Annotated in this window: 18 protein-coding genes; 11 read left to right on the plus strand and 7 right to left on the minus strand. The window is 66.9% G+C overall.

Annotated elements, in window-relative coordinates; genetic code table 11:
* Entirely contained in the window at positions 1-1,803 is a 1,803-nt protein-coding gene (locus tag KIT25_06985) for a cation:proton antiporter (GenBank protein ID UYN96668.1), read from the minus strand.
* Positions 1,804-1,872: 69 nt separating this feature from the next.
* Here KIT25_06985 and KIT25_06990 point away from each other — a divergent pair, with 69 nt between their 5' ends.
* The gene (locus KIT25_06990; protein UYN96669.1) at positions 1,873-2,874 is read left to right on the plus strand and encodes an SDR family oxidoreductase; all 1,002 of its coding nucleotides are present in this window, start codon (positions 1,873-1,875) and stop codon (positions 2,872-2,874) included.
* Between the two features lie 85 nt (positions 2,875-2,959).
* Positions 2,960-3,757 carry a hypothetical protein gene (locus tag KIT25_06995; GenBank protein UYN96670.1) on the plus strand — a complete coding sequence of 266 codons (798 nt, stop codon included), beginning with the start codon at positions 2,960-2,962 and terminating at the stop codon, positions 3,755-3,757.
* A gap of 12 nt (positions 3,758-3,769) precedes the next feature.
* On the opposite strand, the gene KIT25_07000 is transcribed toward KIT25_06995, so the two are convergent.
* On the minus strand, positions 3,770-4,576 hold the full coding sequence (locus KIT25_07000; protein ID UYN96671.1) for a class I SAM-dependent methyltransferase: 807 nt from the start codon (positions 4,574-4,576) through the stop codon (positions 3,770-3,772).
* An 89-nt stretch (positions 4,577-4,665) separates the two neighbouring features.
* On the opposite strand from KIT25_07000, the gene KIT25_07005 reads away from it, so the two are divergent.
* Together KIT25_07005 and KIT25_07010 are read left to right on the plus strand one after the other, a co-directional pair.
* Positions 4,666-6,015, plus strand: a complete 1,350-nt coding sequence (locus KIT25_07005) for a hypothetical protein (GenBank protein UYN96672.1) — start codon at positions 4,666-4,668, stop codon at positions 6,013-6,015.
* Between the two features lie 9 nt (positions 6,016-6,024).
* Positions 6,025-7,380 carry a hypothetical protein gene (locus KIT25_07010; GenBank protein ID UYN96673.1) on the plus strand — a complete coding sequence of 452 codons (1,356 nt, stop codon included), beginning with the start codon at positions 6,025-6,027 and terminating at the stop codon, positions 7,378-7,380.
* A gap of 145 nt (positions 7,381-7,525) precedes the next feature.
* Here the strand turns inward: KIT25_07010 and KIT25_07015 are convergent, their stop codons facing one another.
* On the minus strand, positions 7,526-9,076 hold the full coding sequence (locus KIT25_07015) for a methylmalonyl-CoA carboxyltransferase (GenBank protein UYN96674.1): 1,551 nt from the start codon (positions 9,074-9,076) through the stop codon (positions 7,526-7,528).
* Positions 9,077-9,192: 116 nt separating this feature from the next.
* Here KIT25_07015 and KIT25_07020 point away from each other — a divergent pair, with 116 nt between their 5' ends.
* The 4 genes from KIT25_07020 (at position 9,193) to KIT25_07035 (ending at position 12,087) form a co-directional block, all read left to right on the plus strand.
* On the plus strand, positions 9,193-9,720 hold the full coding sequence (locus tag KIT25_07020; GenBank protein ID UYN96675.1) for an ATP-binding protein: 528 nt from the start codon (positions 9,193-9,195) through the stop codon (positions 9,718-9,720).
* A 735-nt stretch (positions 9,721-10,455) separates the two neighbouring features.
* Entirely contained in the window at positions 10,456-10,929 is a 474-nt protein-coding gene (locus KIT25_07025; protein ID UYN96676.1) for a hypothetical protein, read from the plus strand.
* Between the two features lie 64 nt (positions 10,930-10,993).
* Entirely contained in the window at positions 10,994-11,425 is a 432-nt protein-coding gene (locus KIT25_07030; GenBank protein UYN96677.1) for a helix-turn-helix transcriptional regulator, read from the plus strand.
* The gene (locus KIT25_07035) at positions 11,422-12,087 is read left to right on the plus strand and encodes a hypothetical protein (protein ID UYN96678.1); all 666 of its coding nucleotides are present in this window, start codon (positions 11,422-11,424) and stop codon (positions 12,085-12,087) included. The genes KIT25_07030 and KIT25_07035 overlap by 4 nt, the downstream gene beginning before the upstream one ends.
* A 35-nt stretch (positions 12,088-12,122) precedes the next feature.
* On the opposite strand, the gene KIT25_07040 is transcribed toward KIT25_07035, so the two are convergent.
* Both KIT25_07040 and pxpB read right to left on the minus strand, forming a co-directional pair.
* A complete protein-coding gene (locus KIT25_07040; GenBank protein UYN96679.1) occupies positions 12,123-13,169 on the minus strand; it encodes a biotin-dependent carboxyltransferase family protein in 1,047 nt (348 codons plus the stop codon).
* A 130-nt stretch (positions 13,170-13,299) separates the two neighbouring features.
* Entirely contained in the window at positions 13,300-14,034 is a 735-nt protein-coding gene (gene pxpB, locus KIT25_07045) for a 5-oxoprolinase subunit PxpB (GenBank protein ID UYN96680.1), read from the minus strand.
* A 38-nt stretch (positions 14,035-14,072) separates the two neighbouring features.
* Here pxpB and KIT25_07050 point away from each other — a divergent pair, with 38 nt between their 5' ends.
* A complete protein-coding gene (locus tag KIT25_07050; GenBank protein ID UYN96681.1) occupies positions 14,073-14,870 on the plus strand; it encodes a 5-oxoprolinase subunit PxpA in 798 nt (265 codons plus the stop codon).
* A gap of 271 nt (positions 14,871-15,141) precedes the next feature.
* Here the strand turns inward: KIT25_07050 and KIT25_07055 are convergent, their stop codons facing one another.
* Positions 15,142-15,336, minus strand: a complete 195-nt coding sequence (locus tag KIT25_07055) for a hypothetical protein (protein UYN96682.1) — start codon at positions 15,334-15,336, stop codon at positions 15,142-15,144.
* A 47-nt stretch (positions 15,337-15,383) separates the two neighbouring features.
* Positions 15,384-15,806, minus strand: coding sequence for a putative toxin-antitoxin system toxin component, PIN family (locus KIT25_07060; protein UYN96683.1), 423 nt, complete (start codon positions 15,804-15,806; stop codon positions 15,384-15,386).
* A 159-nt stretch (positions 15,807-15,965) separates the two neighbouring features.
* Between KIT25_07060 and KIT25_07065 the strand changes: the two genes are divergently transcribed.
* Both KIT25_07065 and KIT25_07070 read left to right on the plus strand, forming a co-directional pair.
* Positions 15,966-18,263, plus strand: coding sequence for a xanthine dehydrogenase family protein molybdopterin-binding subunit (locus KIT25_07065; GenBank protein ID UYN96684.1), 2,298 nt, complete (start codon positions 15,966-15,968; stop codon positions 18,261-18,263).
* Positions 18,260-19,519 carry a hypothetical protein gene (locus tag KIT25_07070; protein ID UYN96685.1) on the plus strand — a complete coding sequence of 420 codons (1,260 nt, stop codon included), beginning with the start codon at positions 18,260-18,262 and terminating at the stop codon, positions 19,517-19,519. The genes KIT25_07065 and KIT25_07070 overlap by 4 nt, the downstream gene beginning before the upstream one ends.
* The last annotated feature ends 82 nt before the right edge of the window (positions 19,520-19,601 follow it).

The following is a 19,601-nucleotide window of genomic DNA, read 5'->3' on the forward strand; positions in this document are numbered from 1 at the left end:
TCATGTACCCGACAGGCGGTCGCGGCGCGCGCGACGAATGCGCTCGGTCAGCGAGGTCTCGCCTCCCGCCGCCGCCTGCAGCTCGTTGCGGATCTGTTCGCGCCGGTCGTGGATCGAGGCGATCACCAGGCCCATCGGCACGCCGAGCCCGACCAGCGCCGACTCGGCGAGCTGGAGGCTCGCCTCGATCGTCTCGGGCACGGTGTCGGTGACATTGAGCGTGTAGAGGTGGCGCGCGTGCTGGGCGTCGTGCGCCCGCGCCACGATCATGATGTCGGGGCGCCTGGAGCGGATGGCGCGCACGACATCGTCCACCGCCGCGGTGTCCAGGGTGACGATGACTCCCGTCGCCTCGTCGAGGCCGCAGCGGCGCAGGAACAGGGGATTGGCGGCGTCGCCGTAGTAGATCGGCCGGTCGAGGCCGCGCCAGCGCGCCACCGTGACCACGTCGCGGTCGATGGCGATGTAGGGCAGCTCGTGCGTATCGAGGAGATCGCAGACCAGCTGGCCGACCCGGCCGTGCCCGACCACCAGGACGCGCTTGACCCGGTCCTCCGGTGGCAGGGCCGTCGACGGCGCCGCGCCGGGCAGGCTCTCGCGCAGGCGCGAGGCGGCCCGGTCGCCGATGATGCCGACGATCGGCAGCAGCGCCATGGTGACGGAGACGATCGCGAGGACGCCGCCGGCCACGTCGGGCGCGACGACGCCGACGGCGACGGCCAGGCCGATGCCGATGAAGGCGAACTCGCCGCCCGGCGCCAGCAGCAGGCTGGTCTCGACGCTGGCCGGCACGGAAAGGCCCCACAGCCGGCACATCGGCACCAGCAGCAGCGACTTCAGCGCCGTCATGCCGGCGACGCCGGCGGCGACCATCAGGGGGTGCTGCCAGATGAAGTTCAGGTCGATGTGCATGCCGACCGAGAAGAAGAAGACGCCGAGCAGCAGGCCGCGGAAGGGGTCGATCATCGCCTCGACGGCGCGCCGGTACTCGGTTTCGGCCAGCAGCAGCCCGGCGATGAAGGCGCCCAGCGCCATCGACAGGCCGGCGTAGGCGGCGATCACGCCCGAGCCCACGGCCACCAGCAGGGTAGCGGCCATGAAGAACTCGGGGTTGTCGGTGCCGGCGGCCAGCCGGAACAGCGGCCGCAGGAGGAGGCGGCCGACGACGGCGATGATCGCGACCGCCAGCACCGCTTCGGCGAGTGCGCGGCCGATGCCGTGCCACACCGAGACATCCTGCTGGGCCCCCAGCGCGCCGACCAGCAGCAGCAGCGGCACCACCGCGAGGTCCTGCGCCAGCAGGATGGCAAAGCTCGTGCGACCGGTCGTGCTGAGCAGGCGCCGCTGCCCGGACAGCAGCTCCATGACGATGGCCGTCGAGGACAGCGCCAGGCAGGCGCCGATCACCAGGGCCGCCTGGGGCGGCAGGCCGAGCCACAGCGCGACCAGGCTGATGGCGCCCGTCGTCAGGCCGATCTGCAGGCCGCCGAGGCCGAACACCATGCGCCGCATCGTCAGAAGGCGCCGCCACGACAGCTCGAGGCCGATGAAGAACAGCAGGAAGACGATGCCGAAATCGGCGATGAAGCTCACCTGGCGCTCGCCGGTCACGGTGACCCAGTCGACGAAGCGGGAATACTCGGCGAGCTGGCCGAGCCCGTGCGGGCCGAGCAGGGCGCCCATCGCGAGGTAGCCCAGCACCGGGCTGACCTTGAGGCGGGGCATCACGGGGGCGACCACGGCGGCGGTGCCCAGAATGATCAGGGCATCCTTGAACTCCCAGACATCGGTTGGTCCCGCCATTGCCGCCACCATAGACTGCGGCGGTGTGTCTGTGCACTGTCTGCACCGGCAACGAGGGATGGAAGCGACATGAAAGTGGTGATCACCGGCGGTGCGGGCTTTCTCGGCAAGAAGCTGGCGCGCCGCATCCTGCAGCAGGGCGCCCTCGCCGGCCCCGACGGCTCGCCGCAGAAGGTGAGCGAGCTGCTGCTGTTCGACGTCGCCAAGGCGAGCGGTCCCGGGCTCGACGAGCCGCGCGTCAAGGCGCTGGCCGGCGACATCGCCAATTTCGCCACCGTCCAGTCGATCGTGCAGGGCGCGTCGACGGTGTTCCACTTCGCCGCCGTGGTCAGCGCCGGCGCCGAGGCCGACTTCGACCTCGGCTACCGGGTCAACCTCGACGGCACGCGCAACGTGCTCGAGGCCTGCCGCGCGCTCGGCACCGACCCGCGCGTCGTCTTCACCAGTTCGCTCGCGGCCTATGGCGGCGACCTGCCGCCTGCCGTCACCGACGACACGCCGCTCACGCCGCAGACTTCCTACGGCTCGCAGAAGGCGATCGGCGAGTTCCTGCTGCGCGACTACACCCGCAAGGGCTATCTGCGCGGCACCGCGGTCCGCCTGCCGACCATCTGCGTGCGCACCGGCCTGCCCAACAAGGCGGCCTCGACTTGGGCGAGCTCCGTCGTGCGCGAGCCGATGACCGGCGTCGATGTGGTCTGTCCGGTGACGCCGCAGACGGTCATGGTGGTGCTGAGCCCGCGCAAGACGGTCGACGCCTTCCTGCGCCTGCACGACCTGCCGCCCGACGCCTTCGGCCCGGGCCGCACCCTGCTGCTGAACGGCATCAACGTCACCGCCCGGGAGCTCGAGCAGGCGGTCGGCCGCCATGCCGGCAACCGCAAGGTCGGAAAGGTGACGTGGACTCACGACCCGGCGATCCAGAAGATCTGCGACGGCTGGCCCCAGGGCATCGATTCGGCGCGCTCGCGCCGGCTCGGCTTCGAGACCGATCGCGACCTCGACGAAGTCGTGCGCAACTTCATCGCCGACGATCTCGACGAGCAGCTCAAGCTCGCCCAGGCGGCCTAGCCGCGAACCACCTGACATGGAAGCTAGCGAACTCTCCTGCACTCTATGGTAGCGTGGCCATGCTCCGCTTCTGGGGGGAGGCAGCATGGATACGGCTCTCAAATTCGTCTCCGAGCAAACGGGACTGGCGCTTCTTCTGTTGGGCGTCGGAATTTTGGTCGCTGCATGGCTGCCGATTCAGCTCGGGACCTTCTCTCTTCAGCCACCGACAACGTCGGGAAAGATCGTGCTCTCCGCGGTCGGGGCACTGGTAGTTTTCCTGGGTCTGTATCTTTTCTTGGAAGCTGCGCCGGGGGGGCCGGTCTTAAAGCCGACGATTATCGACCATACGACGCATGTCGTGCTTCATGGCAACGAGGCGCCTTGCCGGGCGGGACAGTGCCGCGTCCGGTATTTCATCACCGGCGAGTTTCGTACGCCTCCCTTTAGCGAGGCGCGCTTCGTGGATCGCATCAAGACCGGCGGCCGGATCGACAGTTTCGAGACCGTGCCGCCCTACGACAATCTCATTCCCAATCAGTTTCCCGGCAATCCGACCTTCCTCCAGTTCGCGATCAAGCCGCAAAAGCCGGGCGGGCGCGTGCTCGTTGCACAGGCAGAACTCACTCTCCTGAATGTTCTGTCGCCGGAGCGCGGCAAGATCGGCGCGCACCTTCCGTATTACACGAGGAAGGCTACGATGATCGTGGATTTCAGGGCCTTGGGGTTCAAGCCGACGAAGCAGGTGAAGGGGCACATTGAAACTCCCGTGGAGGGGGGTGTTCAGCGTACCGGCTTCATTTATCCGACGCGCTTGGACTTTTCGGGCGGACTGGTGATCTCCCTCCAGGCCAGCGACATACCCGCGGAGTCCAGCTTTGTCCTGACATGGGGAGATCCTTGAGGGAACGCGTCCTCAGCGCGTCAGTTCGCGCCAGGCGTTGCGCAGCCGCGACCCGAGCGAGACCACCTTCTTCTCGCGCAGCATGTTCCAGTAGTGCGGGTTGGTGTCGGGCCCGGCGATCGTGCCGGCGGCGTCGACGAAGCCGGTGATGCCGACCGCGTCGGTGTCCCACGGCCCGGTGGTCTTGAAGATCGTGGTCTTGCAGTCGTAGCCGAGCAGCGCCTCGCCGAGCCGGGCCTGCACGAAGTCCATGTAGCCCGCCAGCGCCTCGGGCCGGCAGAAATAGGCCTTGTTGAAGGCCACGGCGAGCAGGCGGAAATGGAACGGATTCTTCTCGATGTAGCGCACCGCCTCGGTGGTGTTGGCGGGATAGCGCGGCGAGAAGAAGTCGTCGATCACCACCAGCCCCTCGCGCTTGACGATGCGATGGGCGAGCTCGAGCTCGGCATAGACCGCGGTGCCGGTGTGCTCGCCGTCGATGTGCATCCAGCGCACCGTCTGGTGCATGGCACGCAGGTCGAGCTTGCCGGGCAGGCCGCTCGACGGGCCGGAGAGCGGCACGATCGCCGGCGGTGGGGCGCCGACCGAGGCGATGGCCTGCCGCACGGCCGCCTCGTCGAGGTCGAGATCGCAGAGATAGAGCTTCTCGCCCGGCTTGCAGTAGGTCGCCAGCACCGCCGCCGAGCGGCCGCGCCACACGCCGATCTCGAACAGGTCGCCGCCGACGGTCGCCTGATGGTCGAGCAGGCCGCGCCACAGCGCATAGGAATGGAATCCGAACCAGCCGGGGATGGCGTCGATCTTTTCCCACGAGAGCATCGCGCCCTTGCTAACAGCGCTCGATTGCCGCTGCAAGTTGTCCCCGCTTGCGGCACATTCGGCCCTCCTGTAGAGGCCGCACCCAAGGGATGATCTCGACCAAGACTGCCTTTCGAACCACCGTCGGACTGATCTGGGTGTTGGCGCTGTGGCATGCGTGGACGGCACGCGGGCTGTTCGTCGACGGGGCGAACTTCCTCGTCCACATCACGATCCACGAGGGCTTCTTCCTTTTCTATTCGCCCCGGGTCTACGCCATGTTCCTGGGGCAGATCCCGATCTGGATCGCGCTGCAGTTCGGCGTCACCGACCTGCACCTGCTGGGCCAGCTCCTGTCGCTCGGCCTGTTCGGCCTGCCGACGATCTTCTACACGATGGCCTTGTGGCGGGCGAAGGACGATCCCGTATTGCTCGCCACCGTGATCGCCACCATCGCCATCGTCTTCATGACGACGTCGTTCTTCATCGTCGGCGAGTACAACACGCTCTACGCCCTCACCTTGATGATCGCGGTGTGGCTGGCCACGGCGCAGGGCCTGACCTTGCGCGACGCCGTCGTCGTCGCCCTGGCGTCGTTCCTCGCGATCCGCACCTACGAGACGATGCTCTATCTCGGCCCGATCCTGGCGGGCCTGACGATCTGGAAACTGTGGCTCGCCTCTTTCCGGCCCGTCGTGCCGGCACTGCTCTACGGGGTATCGATCGTCTGCTACGGCTTCGCCCATGTCGTCGCGCTCGACTCGGTGGTCAATCCCTATTCCGAGGAGCATCTCGAGGAGACCTGGGATATGGCGCTGGATTTCTGGCAGAATATCCAGTTCGACCTGGTGCTCGGCGCCGCGCTGATCGTCGTGGTGTGGGGGCTGCTGAGGCCGCCCGCGCTCGCCACCGTGCGTCCCTATCGCTGGGGCGGCCTGCTGCTGGCGCTGCTGGCACTGTCGCCGCTGCTGGCGCTCGGCGACACCTTGGTTCGCCCGCTCGCCAAGTCGCAGTACGTTGCGCGCACGGTCTCGGGGCTGATCGTCGCCGCCCTGATCATCCTGGTCGTGCTCTATCGGTCGCGTGCCGGCGAGCGCGTTCCGGTCTTCGCCGCGCTGCGCACGCCGCAGGCCGGACGCCGCTTCCTCGCCTTCGCCTTCGCAATGCTGCTGGCCGGCCTGCCGTCCGATATCTTCCTGACGCGGACATGGGTGTCCTATCTCGATGCCATGCGCCAGGTCGTGGTTGCCAACAAGGGACCGGTCGCCTTCGAGGACACGCCGTTCGCCACGCGCCCGCACAGCCTGCTGGTCGAGAACTGGGTGCTGACGAGCCAGAGCCTGCTGCTGCGCTCGCGGCCGGGCGACGGCATCATCGCGCCGCCGCGCGACTACACGGGCTGGACACCCTACACGCTCGACAAACCACCGGACCTCGGACGCTATTTCTGGCAAGACTAGCGGCGAGCGATGCCGACCGTCCTTGTCTATCGATGCGCCACGGTCCTGCTGTGGGCGCTCGCCGTCTACGACAGCGCCGTTTGCCGCAGCCTGTTCTGGGACGGCGCGGCGTTCCTGGTCAACGTCATCGACAAGCGCGGCTTCCACGACTTCTACCCCGCCCGCGCCCATGTCGGCTGGGTGACTCAGCTGCCCGTCCTGCTCGCGGTCAAGCTCGGCCTCACCGACACGCGGTTGCTGGCGATGATCCAGTCGGCCGCGCTGTTCGCCCTGCCACTCGGTCTCTACCAGTTGGCGCTGTGGCGGGTTCGCTCCGACGCCACCCTGCTCGCCGCCGTCCTCGCCATCCTCGCCCTGGTCTATCTGCCCACCTCGTTCTTCATCATCGGCGAATACAATGCCACCTACGCGGCGGCCACTGCCGCCATCGCCATCGTGCTGACGGGCGGCGCGCGGGCGCGGCGCGACGGACTGCTGCTCTGCCTGCTGGCCGCGCTCTGCCTCAGATCCTACGAGGCGATGATCTATCTCGGCCCGCTGCTCGCGCTGGCGGCGCTGTGGTGGACCGAGCGCGTGCCGCGAGACGACGCGCCCGCCCGCGCGATGGGGCTGGCGGCGGCGATCGGCTTCATGGGCGGCGCCGCGGTCGCGGGCTTCACCGTCGTCGAATACTGGAACCATCCGCACTTCACGCTGGTGCGCGCCGCCGTCCTCGACTTCTGGCAGAACCTGCAGTTCGTCGTGCCGATCTCGGCGCTCGCGCTGTTCGGCCTGGTCTCGCTCGTCCATCCGGCCTGGCTGCGCGGCGCCGGACCGCTTGTCGTGATCGGCCTCACCGCGCTGCTGCTCGCCGCCCTGCCGTTGACGCGCCAGCTCGACCCCGAGGCGATGCTGTTTCCGCCGGCACACTATGTCGCGCGCACGGCGGCCGGCTGCACGGTGTGGGCCTTCCTGGCCGCGATGTGGCTGCTCGCGGCGTGGCGGCGCGATCCGCCGCGGCTGCTCGCCGTGCTGCGCGAACCCACGGTCGGCCGCCGTCTCGCGACGGCGACGCTCGCCCTGCTGCTGGGGGCCGCGGTCCCCGATGTCGCGCTGACGCGCCTGTGGAGCGACCATCTCGCCTACCTGCGCGACCTCGTCTCCTCGCGCAGCGGCACGATCCCGTTCCGGGATCTGCCGACGCGCGACTGGCCCTATCGCCTGTTCAGCCAGGAATGGACCTTCCCGGCACTGACCTCGGTGCTGCGCGACGCGCCCGGCCAGGTCGTCGTGCTCGGCCCGGAGGGGCCCTCCGACACCATGCCGTTCGATTCGCGCTGCGGGACCCTGCCGCGCCTCGACGGTTACCGCTGGGGCGGGAAGTAAGACTCCTCCCTGCGCGAAGCGCGGGGAGGTGTCGCGGTCATGCCGCGACGGAGGGGTCGAGGGTCGCAACGGGCGTCGGGTCATGACCCCTCCGTCGGCGAAGACGCCGACACCTCCCCGGAAGACCGGGGAGGGGAGAGTTCGTTTAAGGCCTCATCCAATACGACGTCGGGCCGGAGCCGCGCACCGGCGCGGCGAGCTCGACGAACTCGCAGAGGATGCGGCGCGTGTCGCGCGGGTCGACGATCTCCTCGATCCAGAAGCTCTCGGCCGAGCGGAACGGCGAGCGCAGCTTGTTCAGCCGCTCCTCGATCTCGGCCATCTTGGCTTTGGCGTCGGGTGCGGCGTCGATCTCGGCGCGATAGGCCGCCTCGATGCCGCCCTCGAGCGGCAGCGAGCCCCAGCGGCCCGACGGCCAGGCATAGCGCCAGTTGAGCCGACCGCCGTTCTGATGCGCCGCCCCCGCCACGCCGAAGGCATTGCGGATGATGAAGGTGCACCACGGCACGGTGGTCTGGAACATCGCCGACATGGCCCGTACGCCCTGGCGGATGACGCCGCTCTTCTCCGCCTCGAGACCGATCAGGAAGCCCGGGCAGTCGCAGAAATAGACGACCGGAAGATGGAAGGTCTCGGCGAGATCGACGAAGCGCGCCACCTTCTGGCAGGCGTCGGCGGTCCAGCCGCCGCCGTAGAACATCGGGTCGCTCGCCATCACCGCCACCGGCCAGCCGTCGATCCGCGCCAGCCCGGTCGCGACCGAGCGGCCGTAGAGCCGGCCCATCTCGAAGAAGCTGCCCTGGTCGACGATCTTCTCGACGATCGGCCTGATGCGGTAGACCTTGCGGGTGTCGCGCGGGATGGCGTCGAACAGAGACTCCTCGCGACGATGGGGCGAATCGTCCTGCGGCCCGCGCGGCGGCGCTTCGTGGACGGAGGACGGCAGGTAGGAGAGGAAGCGGCGGGTGAGCGCGAACGCCTCGTCCTCGCTGTCGGCCGCCTCGTCGATCGCGCCGGCGCGCAACTGGATCTCCCAGCCGCCCAGCTCCTGCTTGTCGAACTGCCTGGGGCTCAGGCGATTCACCACCGGCGGGCCGGCGACGAACATCGCCGAGATCTCCTTGACCATCACCGAGTAGTGCGTGGCGGCGAGCCGCGCCGCGCCCAGCCCGGCGACCGAGCCCAGGCCCAGTCCCACCGTCGGCACGGCACCCATGTTGCGCACCACCCATTCCCAGCCGCGCACGCCGGGCACGTTGGCGCGGCCGGTGGTCTCGATGGTCTTGACCGAGCCGCCGCCGCCCGAGCCCTCGATCATGCGGATCAGCGGCACGCGATACTGGTTGGCGTAGCGCTCGATGAAGATGTCCTTCTCCTTGATGGTGGCGTCGGCCGAGCCGCCGCGCACCGTGAAGTCGTCGCCGGTGACGGCGACGTGGCGGCCGTCGATCCTGGCCCGGCCCATCACGGCATTGGCCGGCATCAGGTGGACGAGGTCGTTGCGGCCGTCGTACTCGGCCTTGCCGGCGACGCTGCCGATCTCGCGGAAGCTCTCCTTGTCGACCAGCCGGTCGATGCGCTCGCGCACCGTCAGCCGGCCGCCGTCGTGCTGGCGCTTGACCTTGTCGGCCCCGCCCATCTGCCGCGTCATCTCCTGACGGCGGCGCAGCTCGTCCATCTCCGGTTGCCAGCTCATGTCGCGTTCGTCCCGTTCCAGCGTCGCCCGGCGCGATGCCGGGGGCCCTTCGTGTCGTACCAACGGGGCTGCCCAGCGGCTACAGTGAATGACGGTGGAGGAGGGGAGCCGGGCCGATGGACGAAACCGACCGGAGCACCGGCCCGCGCGCGCCGCGCGGGCGGCCGACCCTGCACATGCTTTGCGGCAAGGCGGCGTCGGGCAAGTCGACGCTCGCGGCGCGGCTTGCCGCCGCGCCCGCCGCGATCCTCATCAGCGAGGATTTCTGGACGTCGCGCCTGTTCGGGCCGGAGCTGAAGACGGTCGACGACTACATCCGCCTGTCGCGCCGGCTGCGCGAGGCGATGGGCCCGCACGTCGAGGCGCTGCTGAAGGCCGGGCTCTCGGTCGTGCTCGATTTCCCCGCCAACACGCCGGCCGGCCGGCAATGGATGCGCGGCCTCTTCGAGCGGGCGGGCGCCGACCATCGCCTGCATTTCCTCGACATGCCGGACGAGCTCTGCAGGCAGCGCCTGCACCGGCGCAACGAGTCGGGCGCGCACGAATTCACCGTGAGCGACGCGGAGTTCGACCGGATCACCGCCTATTTCGTGCCGCCGTCGCCGGGCGAGGGATTCCAGACGGTGGTCTACGGCGCGACGTAGTCGGGGCGCGCGGCCCACCGGATCGTCGAGCGCGGCGTCTTCGAGGTGGCGATGCGCGATCTCGAGCGACCTGCCGGACGCGCGCAACATCGTTTCAAGGTGACGACGGTTGACGGCCGTCGGTTCGTTCAAATCGACGGTCGATCCCAGATGTTGTGTGGGCGGATGAGTGGCCCGTGATCCCCGCATCGCTCGCGCACCGCATGTCATCTGACGAGAATCAGACGGGGATCTGACGGCGACAGTACGATGACTGCGAGTGCGCGTTGCCGGTGAGGCGTCGCAGAAACCGCAGGAACCGCAGAAACCTGTCGAAGTAGTTCCGGATCGGGACGGAGTGGGCGGCGGAAATACCGCAAATACCGGAAACTGTACAAATGGTCCCAAAGCGGATCCGTCTCCCACTGTGGGAACTGCGCGAACTGCGGAAACCGTACAAATGGTCCTGTCACGGAATCAAAACCAAATGCAGTAGATGCAGAAATTGACCAGTAAGGTGGGCAAGCGGCGGCTGCCGTCTTGAGCGTCGACCGGCCCGATCCACATGCGGGTGAATTGCTGGACGGGTTCATTTGACGTGATTGTACGTTCTCTATACGTTCTTGTCTATGAGTAAGTTCACTAGCTCCAGCAGACCTTCCCCATTTATCCGCGGTCTGCGTGGCGAACCGCTCCAAGTGGCTCGCAAAAAGAGGCAAAATAGGGTCGCAACCCCCTTGGGGGATGGTGACTTATATGGCAACAATCCCCATATTGGAGGCCAAGGGGGACCTCCTTCCTTACGAGCCCGACTTTGAGCACGACGAGTTTCCCTCCCGTTGGATTCATCAGGCGCCGGATTTCCCAGCTTGGCTGGGCAAGCTTCAAGAAGAGGAGCCGGACCAGCCGCGCAACCTGTCGCCCTTCGAACAGGTCGAGCAGCTGCTGTTCGACTATGCCGTGGGTCGGCCAATGATCTACGCAAGAGATCGCCGTCTGCTGGAGCCAGTCGGGTTCCACGTCTGGGAGATGAAGACCTTGGACGTTCGACTCTTCGGCTGGCTGCCGATGCGTCGGCACTTGGTGCTGGTTTGCGGCGAGATGAAGCGACACCTCAAACCTAGCTCAAGGTACAAACCTTTCGTCGATCGCGTGGTCGCATTCCGCGACAAGCTCGATCTCGACCGCCCGAAGTTCCTGATGGGAGTGCAAGCCAATGACATCTGCTAGCAGTCCCCGCCTCGACAAGCGGCGTCGAACATATGTCCGTTTGATCGGAGAAATCCACCACGCCTTGAACCAAGCACTGGCGGAGGAGAAGAAGAAGCGCGACCTGACGAAGACCGCGATTGGCAAGCTCCTTGGACTTGGCCGAAGCGCCATAAGCAAGAAGTTTGATGGGCGTCATAACTTCACCTTGGAAACACTGGCTGATCTCGCATTTGCACTTGATCGCAGTGTCAAGGTGACCCTAGCGGAACGGCCACCAGCCCGTGTCGGTAGCAACGCCGAGATCGCAGAGCCAATCGTACCAGCGGCTGTGCCGCTTGCGTCCATCAAGACAGCCCTCCCGGACAGGATGTTGCCAAGTCAAAGCAATATCGCCTCGATGGGAATAGCCAGACCTGATCAAAGTCCTGAGCAGCCGTTGGATTCGATCCTTGCAAGCGCGAATCGTGCCTTTGGTAGGGCGAGCGTCTTTGCGCAGCCCGAGGTAATGAAATGAAACTAGTTTCCTCGCTGCACGGCCGCGCAATGCAGGGCTTCAATCCAGACGAAGCCCGGAGTCATCAGTCGACCTATCTGCCCACTGCCGTCGACATGATCAAAGCAAGATATGGCTTCTTGACCAACTCCGATCTCCGGACATCAGCCGACGCTGGCGTCAAGTTCCAGTCAGGGCGCCTCCAGCGCCAAGGCGAGGCCGAAATCGCGATCGAGAACCTTGACGTTTACAACGATGGCCTCCTCGTCGTTTGCCGTACGACAACCGAAGCCGATATCGTTCTTGATGACGTTATCTCTTGGGGGCAACTAGCATTCCAGGTAAGGCAACCAGCCTCTCCACCGCCTCGCCTCTATTCGAGTTGGTTAGTCGTCGATTTTGACGAGCCGATCGCCAAGCTCGTGGCGAAGTTCGCAATCATGAAGGGATTGATCACGGCGGCCCACGAAAGAGCCTACGGAATGAAGCTCGACTTTCAGTTCCATCGCGTATCGTTCAACGTTGATCCCTCCACTCTTCCGTTGCACACGTTCACCGACTACGCGATGGATCGCCGCGGGGGAGCGCCTTATGCGTTGAACCGGTTCTTTTGTACGGCGCCGTTGAAGACTGAGGAACACATCCAACTGCTTTCTGAGATTGAAGCAAACGTTTTGAAGTAGCTAACCGTGGTCGTGCGGCTTCCTCGTACGGCTGACTACTCTGCCACCACCCCGTCGATCAGGTTCTCCTCGTAGAGCTTGGCGAGGTCGATGCCGCCCGGCGGGCGCGCGACCTGCAACTCGGCGATGGCTCGCTTGAGCTGCGCCTCTTGGTCGCGCCGCAGCTTCTCGGCTTCCTCGACGACGATCGCCGTGAAGCGCACCGTCTGGCCGGGCAGCAGGCGGCCGAGCCGCGGCAGGTCGACCGAGGCCACCGTGGCGATCTTGGAATAGCCGCCGACGGTCTGGCGGTCGCCGAGCAGCACGATCGGCAGGCCGGCGCCCGGCACCTGGATGGCGCCGGGGCCGATGCCGTCGGAGATGATGTCGGCGCCCCCCTTATCCACGCTTACCGAATGCTCGATGGTCGGGCCTTCGAAGCGGATGCCCATGCGGTCGGCTTCCCTGGAGACGCGGTACTCCGAGCCGACGAACGTGGCGCGGCCCTTGGCGCTGAAATAATCGTCCTGCGGTCCCCAGATGACTCGAATGGGTCCACTGCCGTAGTCGAAGGGTGCGGCGAGCTTGCGCTCGTCGCCCGGTGGCGCGGCGCCGAGCCTGAGCGGCAGGGCGTCGCCTGATGCGAGCTTGCGACCCTCGAAGCCGCCGATGCCGGCGCGGGCGTAGGTCGCGAGGCTGCCCATGAAGGGGGGCAGGGCGAGGCCGCCCGCGATCGCGAGATAGGCGGTGCTGGAGCCCTCGACCATGCCGACGCGCAAGGTCTGGCCGCGCTTCAGCAGATGGCTGCGGTTCGACTCGATCGGCTTGGGTTGGGCGTCGGGCCCGTCGATCAGCGACGGCGAGAGCGGCCCGACCAGCGCCACGCGCACCGAGTCGGCCTCGATCAGCAGGTCCGGCCCCATGACGCCGATCTCCAGCCCCGCGGTGTTGGCGGGATTGCCGGCCAGCGCGTTGGCAAGCGTCAGCGCGATCCTGTCCATCGCGCCCGCCGTCGGCATGCCGAGCGCCATGAAGCCGATGCGGCCGAGATCCTGGACGGTGTCGAACAGGCCGGCGCGGATGACCTTGAGGGCGGGGGTCATGACCCCTCCGTCGCGGTATGACCGCGACACCTCCCCATGCTTGCGCATGGGGAGGAGAAGCAGACTCTTATTCCTCCCCACGTCATACGTGGGGAGGTGTCGGCGAAGCCGACGGAGGGGTCAGGCGCGGTCATGTCCTGATCAACGTCGACCAGTCCAGCGTCCCGGCTTCGACGTCGCGCGAGATCCTGTCGAACGTCTTGCGGTCGATGCGCTGGAAGGTGAGCGAATCGCCCGGCGCCAGGAAGACCGGCTGCTCGCGGCGCTGGTCGAACATCCAGAGCGGCGTGCGGCCGAGGATGTGCCAGCCGCCCGGGCTCTCGAAGGGATAGATGGTCGTCATGTCCATGGCGATGGCGACCGAGGAACGCGGCACCCTCACGCGCGGCTCGCTGCGGCGCGGCAGATACAGGGAGGGCTCGAGGCCGGCGATGTAGGCGAGGCCGGGCATGAACCCCAGGACATAGACCTTGAACGCCGAGGAAAGATGGTCCGCGATCACCCGCTCGCGGGTCTTCTTCGTGCGCTTCGCCACCTCGTCGAGATCGGGCGCGAATTCCGGATCGTCGTAGCAGCAGGGGATGGTCACCCGCCGTGTCACCCTCCCGGTCGGCAGTCCGTGCGCGATCAGGGCGTCGATCCCGGGCTGCAGCTCGGCCCGCGACGTCGCCAACGGATCGTAGGTGACCATCAGCGAGCGCATGCTGGGCACGGTCTCGACCACGCCCGGCAGGCCGCCGTCCGCCTTGGCCTGGCCGATCGCCGCATGCAGCGCCATCACCTGGCCGTTGATCGCAGGCGAGATTTCGTTGCCGAACTCGACAGTAAAGGCCGTGTCGCCGCAGTTGAGGTACCGTACGCTCACGTCTGCTAGGATAACGGCTCGCAGCAAGGGAGTCTCGCATGGCCGCCGGCACCAACGCAGGACACGTCAACATCAACTCCGATCTCGGCGAAAGCTTCGGCCCGTGGGTCATGGGCAACGACGCCGACGTGCTGAAGATCGTCAAGTCGGCCAACGTCGCCTGCGGCTTCCATGCCAGCGACCCGGTGGTGATGGCCGATACGGTGAAGCTCTGCGTCGAGAACGGCGTCTCGATCGGCGCTCACCCGGGTTTCGCCGACCTGCAGGGCTTCGGCCGGCGCGTGATCAACCTTTCGACCAGGGAACTCGAGACCAACATCGCCTACCAGATCGGCGCGCTGATGGGCATCGCGGCGCTGCACGGCGCCAAGGTCACCCACATGAAGGTGCACGGCATGATGGGCAACATGTCGGCCGAGAGTGCCGAGATGTCCGAGGCGATCTGCCGCGCCACCAGGGCGGTCGACCGCGATCTCATCGTGCTCGCCCAGGCCAACACCGAGCAGGGCAAGGCCGCGCGCAAGCTCGGCCTGCGCGTCGCCGAGGAGGTGTTCGCCGACCGCACCTACACCGACAAGGGCTTCCTGACGCCGCGCCGCGAGCCCAACTCGATGATCAAGGATCCGGCACAGGCCGTCGCGCACGTGCGCCGCATGGTCGACGAGCAGGCGATCTATTCGACCAGCGGCAAGCGCATTCCGTGCCAGGTCGATTCGATCTGCGTGCACGGCGACGGTCCGACCGCCGTCACGGTGTCCACGGCCGTCCGCCAAGGCCTCGAAACGGCGGGCATCCGCATCGTCCCGCTGCCCGACCTGCCGACGCTGAAGCACTGATTGCCTAGCGACAGAGGACACCAAGGGGCGAAAGCATGCACCTATTGGAGCAAATGTTGCTTTTCTTGTCGGAGCGCATTCGCGATGAGATGGGAAACATGGAGTCGATCGAGGCAACGCAGCGCCTGGCTAGCGAAATCACACAACTATGCCCGCACATCTGACGGACCGGATCCGTTGCGGGATTTGCATGAAGAATGGGTCCGCCGTTTCGGACTGCCATTCAGAGACACAGAGCCCGAGGACTCGCTGACTCGCAGGTCATCCGAGCTCAGCGTCGATCATCGCCCGGACGTGGCGGCTCTCCACCCTTCCGCTTCATGATCCGCTTGAATGCGGCGAAGTCGGCGCGGCCGCGCCGCTCGGCAAAGAAGGCGGCGGTGTTCATTGCCGCCAGCTTCTCTGCAACTGCGGTCGCCACGAACTGATTGACGCTGATCCCCTCGGCCTTGGCGAGCTTTTCCACGGCCGCCTTCACCGAACGAGGCAAGCGAAGCGGATAGGTTGTAGCTGTCATCCTCTTATCCTCCTCATGGCCTCGGCCGGCCGCAATATCTCAATGCCGAACCGACGCGGCGCGATGCCAAAGTCGCGCAAGTTGAACGTCACGATCGCCTCTGCGCGGCCGCTGACTGCGGTTTCCAGCACCATCTCGTCGGCTGGATCGCGCAGGCTCGGTCGCCATAGAAAGTGACTCTCGACCGGTTCCGCCAGCGCAACGATCGCATCGAGAAACACGCCGACCTCCTTTTCGCTCAGGCCTGCCGCAAGGCGATGCTCCGCAAGCATGCATGTGGCCTCGTACTCGATCGCCAAAGCCACGCCCAGAAGCAGGGTCAAACGCCCAGCCAGGGCGTCCAGGAGCAACGCCGCCGAAGCCCCGCGCGGACTTCGCATGCCAGCGACGATGACGTCCGTGTCGAGAACTAATCTCATATTACATATGATGTCATATGATATGAAATATTACAATTGAACCGCCGGCGCGCCGAGTCCCGGTGAGTTTTGGTGAGCGAGGAAGTCCGCTTGTCGCCCACCCTCTCGCCGCTATAGTCCGCGCCGACCTGAAGGGTACGGATCGGCGAGGAGTGGCGTATGGCGGTGTTTGGCAAGGCGCAGTACATCAAGCGTGTCGAGGACAACAGGCTGCTGACCGGCACCGGCGGTTTCACCGACAATCTCTCCCGACCCGACATGGCCCACGTGGTGCTGGTGCGTTCGCCGCACGCCCACGCGAGGATCGCCAGGATCGACACGACGGCGGCGCGCGAGGCACCGGGCGTGGTCGCGGTGTTCACCTGGGCCGACATGGAGAAGGACGGCGTCGGCCGCTTCGACTTCCCGGCCATGTTCGCCAACGAGGACGGCGGCAAGCCCGAGATGACGCCGCGCCGCTCGCTGGCGCACGAGGCGGTGCGCCATGTCGGCGAGGCGGTGGCGGCCGTCGTCGCCGAGACGCGCGAGCAGGCGCAGGACGCGGCCGAGCTGGTCGAGGTCGACTACGACCCGCTGCCGGCCGTCACCGGGATCGACGATGCGCTGGCGCCCGGCGCACCACTTGTGTGGAAGGGCGCGCCGGGCAATCGCGTCGGCTTCAATCGCTTCGGCGACCACGAAAAGGCCGAGGCCGCCTTCAAGGCCGCCGCGCATGTCGTGTCGCTCGACATCGTGCACCAGCGGCTGATCGTCAACGCCATGGAGCCGCGCGCGGTGATGGCCGAATGGGACGGCGACCGGCTGGTCGTCCATATCGGCAGCCAGAACCCGTCGGTGACGCGCGACACGCTCTGCGACGTGATCCTCAAGATGCCGAAGGACAAAGTGCGCGTGCTGGTGCGCGACATCGGCGGCGGCTTCGGCATGAAGGTCGGCATCCAGCCCGACGAATCGGTCGCGGTGTGGGTCGCCAAGATGCTGAAGCGGCCGGTCAAGTGGCGCGCCGAGCGCGGCGAGGAGTTCGCCGCCACCACGGCCGGCCGCGACCAGCTCCACAAGTGCGCGCTGGCGCTCGACGAGGGCGGCAGGATCCTGGCGCTGCGCATGGAGGCCTTCGCCAACATCGGTGCCTATCCGGCGCGCGCCGGCGTGGTGATCCCGCTGTTCGTCGGCCCGAAGGTGAGCACCGGCACCTACGACGTGCCGGTGGTCGACCTCAGGCTGCATTGCGTGCTCACCAACACCGCCACGATCGGCGCCTATCGCGGCGCCGGGCGGCCCGAGTGCATCCTCGATCTCGAGCGGCTGATGGACACCGCGGCACGCCAGATCGGCATCGATCCGGCCGAGCTCAGGCGGCGCAACTTCGTCACGCCGGCGCAGATGCCCTACACCACGGCGATGGGCGAGAAATACGATTCCGGCGACTTCGATCTCTTCCTCACCAGGACGCTCGAGGCCGCCGACTGGCAGGGCTTCGAGGCGCGCAAGGCCGAGGCAGCCAGGCGCGGCCGGCTCTACGGCCGCGGCCTCGCCTCCTACGTCGAATGGACCAGCGCCAACGTCATGAACGAGATGGCGCACTACGAGGTCGACGCCGACGGCAAGGTGACGATCTGGATGGGCACCCAGGGCATGGGGCAGGGGCTGCAGACCTCCTTCACCCAGCTCGCCTCGGAGCTGCTCGGCATCGATCCCTCGAAGATCGAGATCGCCATGGGCGATTCGGACCGCGTCGGCGGCGTCGGCTCGATGGGCTCGCGCTCGGCCTATATCGGCGGCTCGGCGGTGCTCGGCGGCAGCGAGAAGCTGGTCGCCAAGGGCAAGGACCTGGCGGCCGACGCACTCGAGGCGAGCGCGGCGGACATCGCCTACGCCGCCGGCCGCTTCACCATCGCCGGCACCGACCGCTCGATCGGGCTCGGCGAACTGGCCGCGCGGCAGCCCGACAAGCGCATCTTCATCGAGAACGTCGGCACGGTGGATGGCATCGCCTGGCCGAACGGCGCCCATGTCGGCGAGGTCGAGATCGATCCCGACACCGGGCTGGTCGAGCTCAAGCGCTACACCACGGTCGACGACGTCGGCACGCCGCTGCACCGGCCGATCGTGTTCGGCCAGATCCACGGCGGCTGCGCCCAGGGCATCGGCCAGGCGCTGGTCGAGGGCAACGTCTACGACCGCGATTCGGGTCAGCTCGTCACCGGCTCGTTCATGGACTACGGCATGCCGCGCGCCGACACCTTCCCTGACTTTTCCAACACGCTCGACGATTCTGTGCCGGCCCGGACCAACCCGCTGGGCGCCAAGGGCGTGGGCGAATCTGGCACAGTGGGCTCGACGCCGACGGTGATGAACGCCATCATGGACGCGCTGTGGCCGCTCGGCGTGCGCAACATCCAGATGCCGGCGACGCCGCAGCGGGTTTGGCAGGCCATTCGGGACGCGCACAAGTGAGGGAAACGACCAAGCGCCGGGTCTTCGGCTGGATTTCCGGTCTGATCGGCGTCGTCATGGCGCTGGCGCTCATCGAGGTGACTGCGATCGCCTGGCTGACGATCGAGGACGGCCGCTACACGCCCGCCTCCGAGCTGTTCGAGCGCACCCAGAACACCTACGTGCGCGACATGACGCGCGGCTCGGCCTGCCGCTATGTCGACACGCTCTATCCGCATCCCTACGTCGCCTTCGTCCATCACGGCAACCCGCCGTGCGGCATCCCCAACGTCAACAACATCGGCCTGTTCAACGACGATTTCCCGACGCTCAAGCGGCAGGACCGCTACACCGTGCTGATCGTCGGCGGCTCGGTCGCCTCGCAGCTCGGCCAGAACTGGCCCGCGCCGGCGCCGCGCTATCTCGAGGAGGAGCTGAACCGGCGCTACCGCAGCCCCAACGGCAAACCGTTCCTGGTGCTGAACGGCGGCGACGGCGCCTGGAAGCAGCCGCAGCAGCTCATCCTGTTCTCGCTCTACGCCACCTCGGTCGACGCGGTGCTGACGCTCGACGGCTTCAACGAGCACTACATGTTCGTGCACGGCACGCAGGAGCGGCTGGAGCGGCCGCTCTCCAACTTCATCGACGTCAATCCCTTCGTCGCCGACGAGAATTTCGGCGACGCCGCCATCGGCTGGGTGATGGGCCGCATCGCCGGCACGCTCGCCATCACGCCGGTGCTCGGCCGCAGCCACGCCGTCTACATGATCGTGCGCGGCATCGAGGCGATGGCCAAGAGCAAGGACGTCTTCAAGTCGACCAAGAAGACGACGCTCGCCGGCCTGTTCGCCATGCCGGAGGACATCCGCAAGGACAGGGAGCTGTTCTTCGAGACCCAGATGGCGCTCTACCAGAAATATGCGCGCGGCATCGAGGCGATCGGCCGCGACTACGGCGTGAAGACTGCCTACTTCATCCAGCCCATGCCGGCCTGGGGCAAGACGCTGACGGAGGAGGAGAAGAAGGTGGTCGGCGACCTGTCGTACCGCGACCTCTACCGGCGCATGGTCGGCGGGCTGCTGACGCTCGGGGAGCGCGGCCTCGCCATCCACGATCTCGGCGACCTGCTGGAGAACGAGAAGGACACGATCTATGCCGACCACATCCATTTCGCGCGCGCGCCGGACGGCCAGAGCAAGGGCTACCGGCTGATGGCGGCGCGCGTTGCCGAGCTGCTGGCCCAGACCTGGAAGCTCGAGCGCAGCGGAAACAACTGATACAAATTCGCGCGCGTCGCGACACCACGGATACAAGCGGTTGGCCTATACCGTCGTTGCGGCCGACGGGAGGGGTCCCGGA

Origin of the sequence: Enhydrobacter sp. (genome assembly GCA_025808875.1) — a bacterium.
In the GTDB taxonomy this organism is placed as follows: Bacteria; Pseudomonadota; Alphaproteobacteria; order Reyranellales; family Reyranellaceae; genus Reyranella.

Coding starts and splice junctions, on each gene's coding strand:
- KIT25_06985 (UYN96668.1), bottom strand. CDS start 1,803: ATGGCGGGACCAACCGATGTCTGGGAGTTCAAGGATGCCCTGATCATT.
- KIT25_06990 (UYN96669.1), top strand. CDS start 1,873: ATGAAAGTGGTGATCACCGGCGGTGCGGGCTTTCTCGGCAAGAAGCTG.
- KIT25_06995 (UYN96670.1), top strand. CDS start 2,960: ATGGATACGGCTCTCAAATTCGTCTCCGAGCAAACGGGACTGGCGCTT.
- KIT25_07000 (UYN96671.1), bottom strand. CDS start 4,576: ATGCTCTCGTGGGAAAAGATCGACGCCATCCCCGGCTGGTTCGGATTC.
- KIT25_07005 (UYN96672.1), top strand. CDS start 4,666: ATGATCTCGACCAAGACTGCCTTTCGAACCACCGTCGGACTGATCTGG.
- KIT25_07010 (UYN96673.1), top strand. CDS start 6,025: ATGCCGACCGTCCTTGTCTATCGATGCGCCACGGTCCTGCTGTGGGCG.
- KIT25_07015 (UYN96674.1), bottom strand. CDS start 9,076: ATGAGCTGGCAACCGGAGATGGACGAGCTGCGCCGCCGTCAGGAGATG.
- KIT25_07020 (UYN96675.1), top strand. CDS start 9,193: ATGGACGAAACCGACCGGAGCACCGGCCCGCGCGCGCCGCGCGGGCGG.
- KIT25_07025 (UYN96676.1), top strand. CDS start 10,456: ATGGCAACAATCCCCATATTGGAGGCCAAGGGGGACCTCCTTCCTTAC.
- KIT25_07035 (UYN96678.1), top strand. CDS start 11,422: ATGAAACTAGTTTCCTCGCTGCACGGCCGCGCAATGCAGGGCTTCAAT.
- KIT25_07040 (UYN96679.1), bottom strand. CDS start 13,169: ATGACCCCCGCCCTCAAGGTCATCCGCGCCGGCCTGTTCGACACCGTC.
- KIT25_07050 (UYN96681.1), top strand. CDS start 14,073: ATGGCCGCCGGCACCAACGCAGGACACGTCAACATCAACTCCGATCTC.
- KIT25_07060 (UYN96683.1), bottom strand. CDS start 15,806: ATGAGATTAGTTCTCGACACGGACGTCATCGTCGCTGGCATGCGAAGT.
- KIT25_07065 (UYN96684.1), top strand. CDS start 15,966: ATGGCGGTGTTTGGCAAGGCGCAGTACATCAAGCGTGTCGAGGACAAC.